12 protein-coding genes and 3 pseudogenes are annotated in these 16,010 nt (G+C 59.8%); 7 read left to right on the top strand and 8 right to left on the bottom strand.

Features of this window, described 5'->3' with window-relative positions; translation table 11 throughout:
• Positions 1 to 41 precede the first annotated feature (41 nt).
• Positions 42 to 608: a sulfite oxidase-like oxidoreductase gene (locus YY7_RS0118420; protein ID WP_028164517.1), complete on the top strand. Its 567-nt coding sequence runs from the start codon at positions 42 to 44 to the stop codon at positions 606 to 608.
• A gap of 613 nt (positions 609 to 1,221) precedes the next feature.
• On the opposite strand, the gene YY7_RS0118410 is transcribed toward YY7_RS0118420, so the two are convergent.
• The 5 genes and pseudogenes from YY7_RS0118410 to YY7_RS0118360 form a co-directional block, all read right to left on the bottom strand.
• A complete protein-coding gene (locus YY7_RS0118410) occupies positions 1,222 to 1,614 on the bottom strand; it encodes a response regulator transcription factor (RefSeq protein ID WP_028164516.1) in 393 nt (130 codons plus the stop codon).
• Between the two features lie 360 nt (positions 1,615 to 1,974).
• On the bottom strand, positions 1,975 to 2,631 hold the full coding sequence (locus YY7_RS0118405) for a response regulator transcription factor (protein ID WP_028164515.1): 657 nt from the start codon (positions 2,629 to 2,631) through the stop codon (positions 1,975 to 1,977).
• Positions 2,632 to 3,300: 669 nt separating this feature from the next.
• Entirely contained in the window at positions 3,301 to 4,488 is a 1,188-nt protein-coding gene (locus YY7_RS52070; RefSeq protein ID WP_080663752.1) for a helix-turn-helix domain-containing protein, read from the bottom strand.
• A gap of 1,330 nt (positions 4,489 to 5,818) precedes the next feature.
• A pseudogene (locus YY7_RS52065) lies at positions 5,819 to 6,907 on the bottom strand (IS630 family transposase).
• A 455-nt stretch (positions 6,908 to 7,362) separates the two neighbouring features.
• Positions 7,363 to 7,716 carry a hypothetical protein gene (locus tag YY7_RS0118360; protein ID WP_028164511.1) on the bottom strand — a complete coding sequence of 118 codons (354 nt, stop codon included), beginning with the start codon at positions 7,714 to 7,716 and terminating at the stop codon, positions 7,363 to 7,365.
• A gap of 1,144 nt (positions 7,717 to 8,860) precedes the next feature.
• Here YY7_RS0118360 and YY7_RS0118350 point away from each other — a divergent pair.
• The 6 genes and pseudogenes from YY7_RS0118350 (at position 8,861) to YY7_RS52045 (ending at position 13,330) form a co-directional block, all read left to right on the top strand.
• Entirely contained in the window at positions 8,861 to 9,346 is a 486-nt protein-coding gene (locus YY7_RS0118350) for a Rid family hydrolase (protein ID WP_035690427.1), read from the top strand.
• Between the two features lie 413 nt (positions 9,347 to 9,759).
• Positions 9,760 to 10,008 (top strand): annotated as a pseudogene (locus tag YY7_RS65060) (hypothetical protein); the annotation flags it as partial.
• A gap of 1,545 nt (positions 10,009 to 11,553) precedes the next feature.
• Positions 11,554 to 11,715, top strand: a complete 162-nt coding sequence (locus YY7_RS61930; RefSeq protein ID WP_196237286.1) for a hypothetical protein — start codon at positions 11,554 to 11,556, stop codon at positions 11,713 to 11,715.
• A 253-nt stretch (positions 11,716 to 11,968) separates the two neighbouring features.
• Complete coding sequence (locus YY7_RS0118325) at positions 11,969 to 12,424, top strand: hypothetical protein (RefSeq protein WP_028164508.1); 456 nt, start codon at positions 11,969 to 11,971, stop codon at positions 12,422 to 12,424.
• Positions 12,425 to 12,727: 303 nt separating this feature from the next.
• On the top strand, positions 12,728 to 13,036 hold the full coding sequence (locus YY7_RS0118315) for a type II toxin-antitoxin system RelB/DinJ family antitoxin (RefSeq protein WP_028164506.1): 309 nt from the start codon (positions 12,728 to 12,730) through the stop codon (positions 13,034 to 13,036).
• 53 nt (positions 13,037 to 13,089) lie between these two features.
• Positions 13,090 to 13,330: pseudogene (locus tag YY7_RS52045) on the top strand (type II toxin-antitoxin system RelE/ParE family toxin).
• An 18-nt stretch (positions 13,331 to 13,348) separates the two neighbouring features.
• Here the strand turns inward: YY7_RS52045 and YY7_RS65055 are convergent.
• The 3 genes from YY7_RS65055 to YY7_RS0118295 all read right to left on the bottom strand — a co-directional run bounded on the left by YY7_RS65055 (position 13,349) and on the right by YY7_RS0118295 (position 15,838).
• Positions 13,349 to 13,669 (bottom strand): nucleotidyl transferase AbiEii/AbiGii toxin family protein, encoded by a 321-nt coding sequence (locus tag YY7_RS65055; protein WP_433994509.1) that lies wholly within the window; start codon positions 13,667 to 13,669, stop codon positions 13,349 to 13,351.
• A 46-nt stretch (positions 13,670 to 13,715) separates the two neighbouring features.
• A complete protein-coding gene (locus tag YY7_RS58160; RefSeq protein ID WP_245287317.1) occupies positions 13,716 to 14,213 on the bottom strand; it encodes an AbiEi antitoxin N-terminal domain-containing protein in 498 nt (165 codons plus the stop codon).
• A 440-nt stretch (positions 14,214 to 14,653) separates the two neighbouring features.
• Complete coding sequence (locus YY7_RS0118295; RefSeq protein WP_196237285.1) at positions 14,654 to 15,838, bottom strand: RHE_PE00001 family protein; 1,185 nt, start codon at positions 15,836 to 15,838, stop codon at positions 14,654 to 14,656.
• Positions 15,839 to 16,010 lie beyond the last annotated feature (172 nt).

The raw sequence follows: 16,010 nt of genomic DNA, 5'->3' as shown, positions 1-16,010 counted from the left end.
TAGCTGTGCGATCGAACGAGCGACGTGAACGGGAGCGTGAGATGCGTGACGCTGGGCGGCTGCCCCCAGGACAGTCGCTGACGCTCAAGTGGCCGGTGCTGCATGTGGGCTCGGTGCCGCTCTTTCGTCTCAGGACGTGGGATTTTCGCGTATTCGGTCTGGTAGAGGAGCAGCTGCGGCTTTCGTGGGAAGAGCTCTCCAATCTGCCGCAGAGCGAGGTATTTTTGGACATGCACTGCGTCAACGGCTGGAGCCGGTTCGACAACCATTGGGGAGGATTGCTCGCCACAGAATTGATGAAGCGAGTGAAGTTGCGGCCAGAGGCGCGGCATGTGATGGTCCATGGCGAGAATAACTACACGGCAAACCTGCCACTCTCGGATTTTCTGCGCCCGACGACGATTTTCGCGCTGCGGCATAACGGCGAACCGCTTACTGCTGAGCATGGCTACCCGCTGCGCCTCGTGGTACCAAACCTCTATGCGTATAAGAGCGTGAAGTGGGTGCGCGGGATCGAGTTATTGGATCGCGAATCGCCGGGCTTATGGGAATTTAACGGATATCACATCTACGGCGACCCGTTCAAAGAGCAGCGATCTTCGAGCTGAACATCGGGACGCTGGAGATATGGGTCGCTCTCAAGTACGGCTGCTCGAAGCCAATCGTTAGACTATTTCACCTGCAGGTACGACTTCATCAGAACGACAACATAAGGATGAACGAGTGCATAAAGGTCAGTCCGGGCATCGCTAGACCGGTTCATTCGTCCTGTCTGCTTAGGTGCCGTCCAATTAAGCTGAGGATCACCTGCTGCAGGTGAACTCGATCCCCTTGAACGGACGGCAAGCCGCCCGCGAGTACCGTCTGCACCGAAATGCCATTTTTCGTGACTTCGCCATGGGTCACGGCGATGACCTCGAGGATTGCTCCGGCGCAAATTGTTCCAAATATCTCGCCGTCAGGCCGCGAGAGCCAGATAAGAAATCATGCCCAGTTCCACATCTCCGATTTCCAGTCGTCCTAGCCCATTTGCCGTTTTTGCGCTCGATTGCTTGATCATTATTGCTGAAATTCGAATTTGCTTGCGGCGCTCGTGGAGCCTAGCGAAGGCAGATGCGATTTTCCAGCTGTCCGAAGGCGGTATAGTTCACGATCGTCGGCCCGAGCACAAACCACAATATGACCGAACTCCTGGTCGCGCGCCGGCAGGTGATTGAGCGGTCATGACGGATCTTCATCCGATTTGGCGCGCTGCAGAGCCGATTCGACGCATCCGAGCAGAACCTCCTCGTCGATGGGTTTGGTCAGGTAGCCAACGACGCCATGACCTAGAGCCCAAGCTCGCGTGCGGTCATCGGGGTAAGCGGTGATCAGAATTGTTGGTATGTTATAGCCAGATCCTGCCAAGTTGCTATGCAACTCAGTCCCAGTCATGCCCGGCATGTGGACATCAACGATCAAACAGGACGTATGACGTACGTTGGGAGACGCCAAAAAATCCACTGCGGACGAAAAGGCCTCAATCGTGAAACCCATTGCTCGCATGAGATCCGCTAACGCCGCGCGAAACTGCTCATCATCATCGATGATCGAAATTTGGCTCTTGCTGGGCATATCCCGCATCTCGCGTTCCGCGTACATTTCAAGAAGCACACTGCGCGGCTATCCAATCATCGCGCGGCGGACCGCATCCCCAGCAATGAAAGTGTAACGACAAGGGTCTGGACTTGGCGATTATATTGTGGACAGGCGATGCCACACTTCGGAATAATCGATGCTATACTTTGGAACAATCAATGCAGAACTTCTGAATAGTTCAACCCGGTTTGGGCCACGTCCGAACGCGTGCGCTGATGCCAGGTCGATACCCTTGATGCGGCAGCAGGGACCGTTCGGCAGCCGATTAAAAGCATGAGTTGGCTTGCGCAAACAAGAACGTCTTCGCTGACGGACCCACGTGCCATCACGAAGCGATTAGGACCGCGGCGACTTTATACCAAGCGCCTCCGCCATTTTCACAAGCTCGGCCAGCGATTGCGCACCCATCTTCTGCATCACGTGGCTGCGGTGCGCCTTCACAGTGATCTCAGCTACGTCCAGCTGGAAAGCGATCTGCTTGTTCTTCAAGCCGGTAGTCACGAGAGCCAGCACCTCTCGCTCGCGCCGGCTCAAACGCTCGAGACGTGACTTCAGGTCCGTGAGCCGCTGCTCGGCCTTCCGCCGCGTCCGATCGCGCTCCAGCGCGATCGTCACTGCATCCAGCATGTCTTGATCGCGGAACGGCTTGGTCAGAAAATCCACAGCGCCTGCCTTCATCGCCTTGACCGACATCGGAATGTCGCCGTGGCCGGTCATGAAGATGATGGGAATGGAAGCGTTCACTTTCGACAGCTCGGCTTGGAAATCGAGACCGCCCAAGCCGGGCAGTCTGACGTCAAGCACGAGGCAGCTCGCCACGTCGGATAACAACTCGCCTTCGAGTAGCTCTGCGGCCGACCCAAACAACTTGACCTTGTAGCCGACCGAGTTGAACAGATCTCCGAGAGAGTCGCGGAAGTCCTTGTCATCGTCAACGATGACGATAGTTGGTTCCTCGGCTACGGCACGCTTTTGAATAGAATGCTGCGCCATGAGATACTCTTCCGATACGCGCCAACTTGCAGTGTAAAAATATCACCTTCACGAGGGCCATTCAACACATGACGCCGCGCGAGTTCCACTGTAGAACGCCATCGTTCGTGACCACGAGAAAAGTTCGCCAGATCGATGGTCCTCAGCACCCTTGCTGTAAGGCGGCCGATGAAATGTCAGCTCACCTTCACGCTCCGTTAGCAGCAACAGATTTGCGCAACGCCCTAGGATCGCTCTGCGGCCTTTGGCGGGGGCGTTCCTCTTGCGCCGCTTCAGCAGTCGATCGCTTTGCTGACCTCCAGCGGCGGGGCTTTCTGCTTTCTGTCTGCAAAGGGGGTCCTCCAGCTCGCGGAGCCAAGATGGCAAAATCAGTCTTAGCCGGTTGCCGGTGAGCTATGGGAGCATCGAGTACAGCCAGATCTCCGATTTGCTGCGTGTTAACTGGTTCGGCGTCTTCAGACCGAAATGATCCGTTTACGTGCGATACCGTGCTCACCGCTACGGTCTCGAGAACGGATGCTGCCAGGGCCGGCACTCGTAGACGCATGTCTTCCTCAGGCTCGTAAGCTGCTTTTCTAGCGGGCACCGAAAGCGCGATCATCCTCATCGCAATGTGAGGCCGAGATGCCTCCACTTTCCGAATAGCAAAGTTAGTCGCGACGTCGCAGGTCATTCATGCGTTACAGGAGCAGCCACACTTCGGCGATAATCCGTGGGAGCAATTCCGGTCGCCTTCCGGAACGCCGTGGCGAACGCGTTAGGACTGCTGAAGCCTACCGCCAGACCGATCTCTGCCATCGAGCCTGCGCGTTTTGCTAGCAGTACCTTGGCGTGCTCAACGCGACGGTTGGTCTGGTACCGATATGGCGGCATTCCGAGAGATTGCTTGAATACCCGGCAGAAGTGATATGGGCTCAGACGGACGAGCTGCGCCAACGTGCCAATCGGTATCGGCTCATTGAGATGTTCCTGGATATAGGCAGTGACAAGTCGTTGCTGCCACGGTGCAAGGCCACCTCGGAGTTGAGGTTGAATGCTGGGCATCCCACAAGTGAAACGCACGACGTTATGTATGAGCCGAGTACCGAGACTCTCGAAGTAGATCGGGTCTCCTGCAGAGCTCTCGACGAACGTCTTCAGCTTGAGCGCGGTGTGCCATAGCGTTTCGTCTTCGAATAGTAGGCGTGGAGCGTTCGGTAGGTCGGTGATGCCACGCTTAGAAAGAGCGTTCAGCTTCTCAGGTTCGAAGTAGAAGTACATGAGCCGCATCTGCGACCCGCGCGGCTCGTGCCAATCGTGAAATTCGCGGCTTGCCGGCACGAATGTCAGCTTCCGCTCGAGGTTCCGGATCGCTGATCGCGGCAAACCTTCCACGAACGTCTCTCCGTCGCGGCGCTCTCCCTTCTCGTACATCACGAGCATATGCATTGGAGCTCGAAAATGATGTTGGATTTTGCTTCGGCTGGTGAATCGCACAGATTCGGCCGCCATGCCTTGCCCCGTTACAGTGAGACGCGTCACGGCCTCGGAAGAAGAGATTTCAACGACAGGATGGATCGCGTCCGCCGCGACGTGACCACCCAATTGGCGAGCTGGATCGAAAATGGACGAGTCATGGTCGCCTCCAGTGATCGCGGATCGAATCGGAAGCAACGCTTGTGATCTTGAAAGTTGTTGCAGATCTTCAGTGCCGTTCCGCGAATCGCGTGGCTTCGATAAATTCTCGCCTAAACGGACTTGCTGGAGCTCGGCTCGCAGCGTGGAGGGCGAAAGTGGTGGGCGGCCTTCTGCTATCGCGTCTCCGGTTCGCTTGAATTGGATTCGTGCTGTCAACTGGTCATCATCGGCTAGACGCATGGAGACGAACTCCGGGTCCTATTCAGGATTTCATTCATCCATTCCGTTGTCACGATCGCGGTGCCCGTGCTGGGGGCTAGTAGGGCCCCGCGTCAGGCCGAGCGGCAGCTTCCTTCGCGCGAAAGCTGCTACAAGCGATACGACGTGAGCCTGCCCTGCGACACGCAAGTCCTCAATTGCACTCGCGTTCGCACGTCTGACAGGAAGGGCGAAAGGCGGTTAGACTTTTGGCGGAGCAGGGCTGCGACTTTTGGATATCCCCGTTTCGACTTGTTGGTAAACTCAAAGGAAATCCGCTTGAGGTTCGGGAGCGGCGCGCGCGGATCTCGGCGCGCTCGAAATTACTGCTGACGGCGAACCGGGTCGATGAGCGATTACGTATCCTGGTAGAGGTTGTGGTCCAGTCTCACCTTGAATGAGCCCGGCTCTTTTTGTGCTTCCTCGGACGGCGCCTTATAGATGGCAAAGTAGACCTTACGAACAAGCTCTTTGGTATCGATCAGAAGACTGCCCAACAGGGTCGCGCCTGTCTCAATTTGCCGGACGCATTTACGCTTTGGCCGTAACGGCCCGCGACGTAACGCATCGTAACGCTTGACCGTAACGCACCGTGGCAGCGTAACGCGATCCCGCTGATCCCGAGGCTGCGACGATTGCCTACGGAAAGCAGACCCACTCCTGCGCCTGCTGCAAGGCGCGAACTGACTGATCCTGAGAGCACGCGACCGGCCATCGGGGCTGATCATGCCCGAAGAAGTAGGGGATGGTGATGAAGGACCCGTGCTCTAGAGCAAACCAATCTCGGCCGCGCGGTCGCGGTCAACCTGTTTTCGCCGGATAACCGCTAGCTCATTGGCGCAAGCGAGAAACTCGCTATCGCGAGATCGAGTCGCTCTTGCGCACTTGCGCGCACGGCTGGTCCGGCGATAAAGGCTACATACAGACCACACGCCAATAGCGCGACAAAAAACAATGAGTACCCAAGGCGTGAATGTCTTTCAGCGTTCGTCATGATAGGAGAAGTGGTGCTAGCTTTGGTCATTTTCGTAGGAGTGATGCTAGTTATGGTCATTGCAATCTTCTTCACGTGGAAGTCATTAAATTAGCCGCGAACCCAGACGTCCAGCTCGTGGTGGATTGAGCTGCCACGGTTGGCGGAAACCGCCAGCCGTTCGGGAGCCGGAACACATTGACCAGACGCGGCCCCGGCGAAATCTCGATCATCCCGAGATGGTCGAGCAACTTCGGCAACCGCGACACCGCAGGCCGTGCGATGTGGTGGTCCAGCCGGAAGGCGACCTAGTGTCCTGAACCAGAAGTTCATGGCATTTTAGGCTTTAGCTGGCGCATTGTAAGCGCAGAAGCGTTCGATGGAGCTGAGAATGTCGTCGGCTGATTTGGTCCATCGGAATGGTTTTGGGTCGGCGTTGTGATGTTCGATGAAGGACGTGATCTCGGCACGGAGCGCCGCCACACTGCGGTAGATGCCGCGCCTGATCTTGCCCTCGGGTGATGAGGGCAAAGAAGCGTTCGACCTGATTGAGCCAGGATGAACTGGTTGGCGTCAGATGTACGTGCCAGCGCGGCCTCTTGGCCAGCCAGTTGCGGATCAGCGGGGTCTTGTGGGTTGCGTAATTGTCCATGACGAGATGAACGTCCAGATCGTCTGGAACGGCGGCCTCGATCTCATCGAGAAATTTGCGGAACTCTGTGGCGCGATGGCGCCCGTAACACTTGCCGATGACCCGACCAGTTGCGATGTCGAGGGCGGCAAATAGCGACGTCGTACCATGGCGCTTGTAGTCGTGACTGCGGCGTTCCGCCTGACCAGGTCGCATGGGGAACGTGGGTTGGCTGCGATCCAGCGCCTGGATCTGCGACTTCTCGTCGACACACAGCACGATGGCCCGCTCGGGCGGGGCCACGTAGAGGCCGACGACGTCGCGAACCTTGGCGACAAAGTCGGGATCGGTTGAAACTTGAAGGTCTCCAACCGATGCGGCTGTAAGCCGAAAGCGCGCCATATCCGCTGTACCGTCGAGACCGACAGTCCACTGGCCCGCGCCATGCTGCGCGAGCTCCAGTGGGTGGCGTTGGGCGGCTTCGTCTCGAGGGTGCGGACGATCACCGCCTCGATCCGCGCATCTTCGATCGTGCGCGGCGTTCCCGATCGCGGCCCGTCGCGAAGACCTTCAAGCCGATGCTCGGCGAAGCGCCAACGCCACTTGCCGACCGTGTCGGGATCAATACTCAGGCGAGCAGCAACGACCTTGCTCTGCTCGCCTGCGGCACAGGCCAGGATGATCCGGGCTCGCTGCGCCAAGCCCTGCGCCGTACTTCGGCGCGAGGCCAGCGACGTCAACTCATTGAGTTCAGCTTCATCCAGCTCCAGCGGAGCAAAGCGTCGACCCATAACCATCCTCCCCAAATAATGAGGACAGTCCGCTAGCTTCGAGTCGATTTGGAGTCCGCTGAACTTCAGATTCAGGACACTAGTTCACGCTCGCCTTGCTGCCGTCACCGAGGGCCGCCTCGATCGCTGCGAACACCCAGCGCGCGCTTCGGGGCAGCGCCGCATAGGCCGGGCTTTCTGATCGATCCGCCATCGTTGCCTCCCTCGATCGTTGGCTATAGGGCCATCCACACCGCCAGCGCGACCATGACAACCGTCGCGACGAAGATAAGCGCCTGAGCGTTCGACATGCGCCACATCGCGCACCGCCTATTGTGTACGCGTTGGTACATAATTTACAGCGATATCATGATTTGCGAATATTTTCATACCGCGCCAACCGGCACTTTGCTCTGTGCCCAAAAGGAGACCCGGAAAACGGGGGGTGCACACAAACACAAAGGCCGCGCGGGTCCTAAAGGTCAGGTATCGAAAAAAACGTATCGACTGATGATCCGTTCGTGCTTCACTGTGATCACATCCCGGCCCTTGACGACGGGGTTGCCGTCTTTCCCCGCGAGCGCCCAAGTGTACGTAGACATGTCCCCCGTTGTCAGGATAGGGCTGGTGACCGCGAGGTCCATTCCCGGCATCTGCGCCTGTACCGCTTTAATCGCAAGTTCAATGCCCGCAAAACCTGAAAACCACGCGGCCGGCTCGCCGATGACCACGTCTTCTGCATAGGTTAGAGGGATGCCCGTGATGCGCTCAGCGGCGTGTCGAGTGTTCCAGATTTTCAGGTGCCGATCGACGATCTTTGCGACGGGATTGGACATGTCTCACTCACGCATATGTGCAAGGCGTGATCGCCCTGCTCTCGCGATCAGCCCATGCTCCCCGGCATGAAGCATCTGACGCCAACCAAAGCGCCGTTCAGATAGTAGGGCCAGACCATCGTGCGACCAGCGCGGTTCGGTCCATCCACGACAGCGTCGTTCGGAACATCAACCCACTCGCCATCAATGCGCGCGATAGTGACCGCCCTTAGTTTCCCAATCGGCGTCATCAACGCGCTTCGCATCACTGCCATCGCAGCAGGGCCCTTTGCCACTGTACAAACTTTGATACCAACTGTTCAACTCAGGGTGTTGATGATCGTGGGCGCGAGCGTGACCGATTGTGGAAATCGACAGCATGACGGTGAATGCTACCAGCATTGCATGCCAAGGTGATTGTTCATCTCGCGCCCAATGTCGTTCGCTGTTCGTCCACCATCCCATTTTCACTGTCGCACTTCATGAGCCTATGCACTTTTCCAACGCATCCACCCTAAGACGATCGCGATCAGCGGCTCAATTGAATGTAGGTAACCATGCGGCATCTAAAGGGGTCACGCATACGATACGAAGGTTTATGGCGCTCGCCCCTAAGGCCAACCACTTCCTCAACGGGTCAAGAGCGTCTTCTGCAATAGCCGGCTGCCCGACAACTTCCGCTATGCTTTGTTAGCGACCGAGATCGCGCGGCAGCGCAATATGTCGCGAAGGGCCAAGAGGCGACGTAACGCGTCCGGGCCAGTTCGGATCGAATGGCGGGTCGAGGGGATACGTGCCACCACCAAACCTAAGTGTGCAAGAACAGCTTGATCGTTACTCACGTAACGCAGTTCCGGATTTCCCAAATTTTTCTGTAGGCATCCTGCCCATCTGCAAAATGGCGATGTCTTTCCCTCTCTTACCTCGGTCCGGCATCCGGTCGGCGACGTGGCGCACGACAAATCTTTTTGCGGATGCGGCTGGTGGCATTCCTCGCTACGGCATCACGCGGTGCGGCGGCTATAATGATCGTCTATCGACTCTATGGCGAGAGGTGATTTCCCTCGCCGGCGTTGCAAGGTCATTCTCCAAAGCATCGTCGTACCAAAACTTTCAGTGCCGCCACCGAGACGTGATGCCAGATTGAGAAGCCAGGAGGCTCAAAATGCAAAGTAACGACGTAAACGCAGCCGCAGTGAATGGTAAAGAGGCCGCCTATTTCGGTGTGCCGTGGGAAGATGCCTACGGATACGCGCAGGCGATCAAGGTTGGTGACACGATCCATGTCTCCGGCCAGCTCAGCCACGACGAGAGGGGGAAACTGATCGCGCCTGCTTCTCTCGACGAATCCGGCAAGCCGGCCGAGTTCTCGATGATGGAACAGCAGATGCGTGCGATCTACGCCAATGCCGTCAAGCTTTTGGCGCGCTTCGGGGCAACGCTGGACGACGTCGTCGAGGAGACGCTCTATGTCCTCGATGTCGACGCCGCATTCGCCGCCGCGGGCAAGGTACGCAAGGAGGCCTACGCCACGGCACGACCTCGGTGCGCCAGCAACCTGATCGGCGTGACGAGACTGGCCTTTCCTGAACAGCTCATCGAAATCACCTTCAAGGCTATGCTGTCGGGAGCAGAAGCGAAGCCGCGGTGATAAATCCCCCGATGCCTGGAGTTAACGAAATCATGACGCAAGGACCTGGAATCGCGAGGGCAATGCCCGACATCCTGATCGAGCCGAAGGATTGCGCCTTGGTGCTGGTCGATCAGCAAGCCGGACTTGCTTTCGGCGTGGGATCGATCGATCGCCAACTGCTTCTGAACAACGTGATCGCTCTAGCGCGCACTGCCACCGTTTTCGGCATGCCGATCGTGGCGTCCACGTCCGCCACCAAGGTCTACAGCGGTCCCGCGATGCCCGCGATTCACGCCGCGCTTCCCGAAGTGGTCGCGATCGACCGCCGCATACGGGCGACTGTGCCGGCAAATCGGGCCTCGCTCGATCGAAAGCCCCGTCGATCTGCCCCTAATGACCGAGCCCGAGTGGCGCGCAACCATGGATGTCCACAGGCCATTCGCTCGGCCCGCGCCAACGGCTTTCTGCAGCACGAAGCACTGGCCAACGAGCTCGCCGCGCGCTTTCACGCGGCCCGCGGTTTCGAGACAATTTCTCACGCCTATTTGCGAGATGCTCGTTACGGCTACCTGCGCTGGGGTGCTGAGAGGAAGGTGCGCCAGCTCGAGCAGCTCCATCCGCACCTCAGGACGGAGCAGCCAGCGTCCGCTGCGACAAGCACGATCGGGACGTCTGTCGAGCACCCTCGGACATACTCTTTTTCCCACGGTTGCGCGGTGCCGGTCATCTTCATCTCTTCAACCGCTCGTGCGGTGCGGTCGCGCCATTCCGGCGGCGTCAGGTCGGTCCAGCGCACCCGTTCGGAGAGGAGATCCTCGCGCGCGTATCCCACCATGCGCAGGAACGTGTCATTGGCTTAATGGCGATGGCGGCGCTCCCGTGCGCGCCGCTGGTTGCCGAGGCGTGACCACAAGGAAACGGCCCGGAGCGAGGAGGCTATGGTCCCAAGGAAACACCAAGGTGCACCAACCGCAGAACGCGCCCACTGCAAATATCTTTCTCATAAGGCAGATTAACTCGCCGCAAGCTACGTCCGAAAGCCGTCATCATTTGGGAGCATGCGCTGACGTTGGCCGCACCGCGACCGGCGGGACCGGGGTGCGCCTGTAGCCCCGCGCTCTCGGCGGGCTGTACGGCCGTTGCCCCTGACGCCTTGCGCCGGGAGGTCGAGCCGATGCCATGCGGATCGGGCGCTAAACTGGTGCAGCGTCTCAACCGTTGCGACGTGCCCACGGATGAGCCTCGCGACATCCGACGCATGGGTCGCGATCATGAAATGACTGGCGCCGGGAACGGTCACCGGCGACGATCTGGAGACTGCGTCAGTCAGCACCTCGGCGGCGCGCTGAAGGACTGGATGACCGCGCTCGCCTCGCACAAGGAGGCTTGGTGCAGTGATGCCCGCATAGGCAGCAAGCGGCACATCGAAAGCCCACGCCGACGACCAGTCGACCAGGTTCGTCGGCGTGGCGGCTACAATGTAGTCCCGGGTCCGAACTGGGAGGGTGTCAAAGCTGCCGTCGCCGCCGTAGAAGTCGACGATGCTCCGCGCAACCAACAGCTCTCCGTCGTCACACAAGCGAACATAAGCGAACATAAGCGTCGGCCATCGCGCGCGCCCCTGCAAATATCTTTCTCGTAAGGCGGATTAACTCGCCGCAAGCTCCATCCGTTTTCGTCGCGCGCCTTCTTCATCGAGGTTGCGCTGATGCGTGAAAACGTGGCGCGAAACCGGGGATGCCAGCGCCCTTAAACCTTCGTATCGGTCCGCTAGCCCGTTTTGATGCTAGATGTTTACCGAGGTTCAATTGAGCCGCTGATCGCGATCGTCTTAGATATGGGCATGCGGTAGCGCGCCCCCGCCCCCTCAGGCGCGCTATCGCTGCCCTCCTTGGGCGTTTCCTCCCTAGACTTGGGCCGCTTGTGGCAACGCAGGCGGCCTTTCTTTTTGTGTACACCCTGGGATTAAACCGACGTGTAGTCGACCTACACCCATTCACTAGACCGAGTGTACCTCAGTACGGTCACTTCATACCCGCGCGCAATGGCGTCAACCAAGTGCTCGGTGCTACCTAATGAATGCGGAGTGAAAGCAACGGAACCGGCTGCGAGCAGGCAGTTTGCAGGACAAGGTCGGCGGCGTAGCGCCCGCCGGCCTTTCCCTTGATCGAGCCGTGCGTTGCCGCACAGTAATTAGTATCACAGTTGGCTGCGGAGAGTACGCCATGAAAAACATTGCCGATCTCCTAATGCGGTTTTGGCAAGGGAGCCAGCCCGCGTCCAATACTCAGGTTGCGGCTTTAGCTGGTAATCGGGATCGATCCAGCATGGCCGATTTTGTCCGCATCCTGCAGGCCTACGATCAAGACCAGTACCACAGGAATTAGGGGCGACCGCGTCCCAATCGGTTTCTCGGTCCTTTGGAGAGCGTGAGGAATGCGGCGACCGCGCGACGGCCCGGTGCGAAGATATTTGCAATTCTTCATATCGCTCGAAATTATGTACCATTTGGTACACAAAGGCGGTGCGCGATGTGGCGAATGTCGCGGATCGAGACTGCGATCTTCGTCGCGGCGGTCGTCGTCATGGTCGCGCTGGCGGTGTGGATTGGCCTGTAACTAAGGATCGAGAGAGGCGACGATGACAGATCGATCAGACAGCCCGGCCTATTTGGCGCTGCCACAGAGTGCGCGCGGGGTGCTCGCTGCGATCGAGCAGGCGATCGGCGGCGGCGACAGCGCGAGCGTGTCCTACCTCTCCTTCATGTTGGATCACCGCATCCCGCAGAAGGTGGTGCCGTCAGCGCTGCAGATGCTCGTCAATCTCGGCCTGATCGAGATCGAGCGCGGCGCGCGCGGCAGCAATGTGTTCAGGCTCTCGAACCGCTGGCGCGGCGTTGACGAGGCCGAAGCCAGAGAACTGGCGCGCGAGGTGAAGCCGCATCGCACGTTCGAGAAGCGGCCGGAGGTGAGCCGGGTAAGAGTGGCCAAGTTGGCCACTCTGAAGCTGCCGAAGCCCATGACGGTCGAGCGGCGGAGGGCCAGGCGGCGGATGCCGTCGCTGTCAACGATGCCGTGGCAGGATGACGGGCTATAGCGCAAGCCTCGCGATCTCAATGTCTTGCCCGCTTTCGCCGGCTTGCCGACGAAACGCCAAGAACTTGATCCCGGCCATCACCTCGTCAGCCAGGGCGCGACTGTGCGGGCGTCTCAGAACTTCGTGATTGGAGTTCCTTCCGTGCAATCCAGAAAAAGTGTCCACCACCTCGCCCGCGGCAACGGCCCCGCCGAAAGGCGGGGCCGTTTGGCCGCTGTCACAGCCGCGGGTCACGGGTCCGTGGCAGTCTCTGGTGCATGTCATTCAAATGTACGACATTCAGCTGTGAATAAGGAGGTCGCTATGTCTTCGAATGCCTTGGTCCAAACGCGCATCGATGCGGACGTGAAGGAAAAGGCGACTGCGGTTCTGGAAAACATGGGTCTCACGGTATCCGATGCCGTGCGGATCCTGCTGACGCGCACGGCCAATGAAGGGATGCTTCCGCTGGAACTCGTGAGCAACAGCCAAGCTTACGATACCTGGTTTCGTGAGAAGGTGCGCCAGGCGTTGGCCGACACGCGGTCCGGTATCGATGATTCCGAGCTCGAAGCGCATTTCGCACAACGCCGTGCCGCTGCGCTTCGAAAAGCACCGGAGCAGGAACGGTGAAACTCGTCTGGTCGCGCTTCGCGTTGTTCGATCGCGACAGCATTTTCAGCTAGATCGAGGCGGAGAATCCTCGTGCCGCTGTTCATGTCGATGAACAGATTGCCAATGCCGCGGCGGCGCCTGCTCGACTTTCCGGATAGCGGCCTGCCGGGGAGTGTCGCTGGCACGCGCCAGTTGGTCATCCCGCGTACATCTTATGTTGCGGCGTACCTGGTTGATGGTGATACCGTTCGCACCTTGCGCGTGCTCCATGGCGCGCAGATGTGGCCCGACGAACTTACCAACGACGATTGAGGCGGGCTCCGTACTGTATCATGCGACCAGCTGGATCCTTTTTGCGAGCGGCGGAGCGCGCCGAACGCCTTCCGACTTCTCAACCCTTCTGCGCACGAAGCTGCATGACGTTGTACAGATCGCAGGGATGCTGCCGGTCCATCGCTGCGACCAGCTTGCCGCCCATACACGTCTTCGAGCGACGCCATCCGGATTTCGAGATTCGCCTGGAGCGTCTCGCGCGCATTGGAAGGGAAACACCAGATCGACCGACAGCCGCGGCATGTCGCGCACGAACAGGTTGATCGCCGTGCCGCCCTTGGGTGCGAACGTATCGTCGACGAGCACCAGCGGCGCCACGCGTGTCAGCAACCGTGCGCTGTCTAGGTAGACTTGGTTCATGGCTTCAGCACCAGGAGCCCATCACCGGAGCGTGACACCCAGGCACTGTCGCCGCCCTTGGGCAACTGAGACGGATCGAGCTTGCTGGCCTAGGGCTGGGCAAGTTCGCGGCCGAGTTGCGAGCGCAGGCGGACGGTCTTGACGCTGGTGCAGCGGCCGCCGGACACCGACTTCGCTTAGCACCTCCAGCAATGCGCGTTCCGGCGCCGAGACGAGTGGGCCGCCCTTGCGGTTCTCGAAGGGCGACATGAAGCTGCGCTCCGGGCTCTTTCTTGAAGAGTCGCTTGCGGTGGTACCCGGCTGGGAAATGCTCGGTGAACCACTCCGGAAGCCGTCCCGCTTTCCAGCCATAGACGTGGAGGACAGGCCGTTGGGACAGGTAGCGCCGTATGCCGTGCCAGTCGAGCGCGGACTTGCCGCCGACATGCAATCCTTCGAAGCTCCGCTGCAGCAGGACGAGGCTCGGATGCAAGGCGGGCGGATCGTTCGGCCGGCAATACACGCCGCGGGCCAGCTATTGTAATTAGCCGGCACGGACATAATGGACGGCAAGTCGGCTGAGATCCCGAGGGCGGCGAGCTCATCGGAGGTCAGCGGCGTCCCGGGCGCCAGATGGGTATAGAGCTTGTTCAGCTTATCCCGGTGTATCGTAGCCATGCTACGATAATACGGACTATTCTAAGGTCCCGCAGGTTTCGGTTTGATGCTTCTATCGTAGTCGGGCTACGATAAGTAATATCAACTAGGTTTCGTCCCCCGCGCGCACTCCGTTCGAATAAAGGCCTCAGCGTCTCGAGCGTGACCGGAGTTTTGCATCACACCCTCCTCGGTGCTGGAAACGGCCGCCGCGCGGGATTTCAACCGCGCGACATTTTTGTTGGTGCCTTATTCATCTGGACGAGGCGCCCTTTCGCCGAGCGTTTACAGCACCGACTTTCGCCGCTACAGGACGCCCCACGCCCGGTACCGTCCCCGCCCCGTCGCCTCGCGCAGGCCGAGCTCGGCCACCAGGTTTTGGGCAGCACGGGGAGTGATCCCGAGTTCCGCCGCGATCATGCCCGCCGAGACGATCGGCCTCGTCAGCACGTAGTCGAGGAGAGCCGGCAGTTTTGAAGTGGCGCGACGGCCGGCAAGTTTTCGGGCGAGCAGATTTCTGGTCATCAGCCAGCGGTCGTGGTCCTTACGGCCAGACTCGGCGGCGGCAGTCATGGCCTCGAGTTGCACGACCAAACGCGCCGCGGCGTCGCGTGGCCGCCGGAGCTCACGCGGAATGCTTTTCAGCCCAGCATGCAGGCACGGCAGATGCGAGCGCGTTTTGCCGCGGTCCCTCAACAATGCCGCGGCGAGCAGGCGGCCGAGCCAAGGCGTGTGCTCGAGTGGTTCGATCTCATCCCAGGCGACAGCGGCAACAGACCCCGCCAGGGTCGGCGGCAAGCCGCGAGTCTGGTCGACCACGCCGCGCCAGTGATCGAGGCGTCCCTCCTCGTCCCAGTCGGGATCGTAGATGAGAGAATCCCGCTCCGGCCGAAACCGAGTCTCGTCGGCAAGCCTCCGCTCCGCCCTGGCGTTCGCTGCGTCGACCGCGTCGAAAGCGGCGGCCAGATGGGGATCGGTCTCGCGGACACCGAGGGGCAATTCGAGACCCGCCTCCTCCCGCTCGGCGTCGTCGTCGACCTCAAAATTTCCCTCGCCTGTCTCCTCTTCTCGCTCGCCCCTGCCGCGCAGGCTGGCGAGTCCGGTAGCTGACAGCGCCCAATCGGGCTTCGCCTCGGCGATTCGCCGACGGGCGCGCAGCACGGCGTGGGCGCGAGTCAGCTCATGGGTTGGAGCGCGAACGTCCATGCCGGCGTCGTGGAGGACGAGGTCATCGAGGTGGACAAGTTCGCCGTCCAGCCACAGACTGGCGCAGGCATCGGTGAAGTGTGTCCGGCTGATTGCGCCGTCGCGGATTGGGCTTTTGGCCAGCCGCTCGTCGAAGCGGGCCACAGCATCCTCGGCGGCGGCGAGCGGCCCGACGAGCTGGGCCCAGGGCAGCGGATCGGGGATTTTGTAGGTGGGCAGCAAGGTCCTGATAACCTTAGTGGGAACCAGCGAAACGGAAGCTAACACGGGTTTCGCTTCCGTCATAGCGATGTCGGTTCCGGATCGTCCAGGATTGGATTCGCCTCGCAAATCAACGAGCTCTGGCGACCTCAAGCCGGGCTAGCCGCCGGTCGGCGCCAAACCGCCGAGAAGATGCGCCGCTGGCAGCTCCCCTGCCCTCTTCCGGAGGCCGTCGGCCCCGTCCGCGCTCAGATGT

It is taken from the genome of Bradyrhizobium elkanii WSM2783, assembly GCF_000472865.1.
Taxonomy (GTDB): Bacteria; Pseudomonadota; Alphaproteobacteria; order Rhizobiales; family Xanthobacteraceae; genus Bradyrhizobium; species Bradyrhizobium elkanii_A.
The sequence above is the reverse complement of the archived record's forward strand: the minus strand, read 5'-3'. Positions and strand labels throughout refer to the sequence as shown.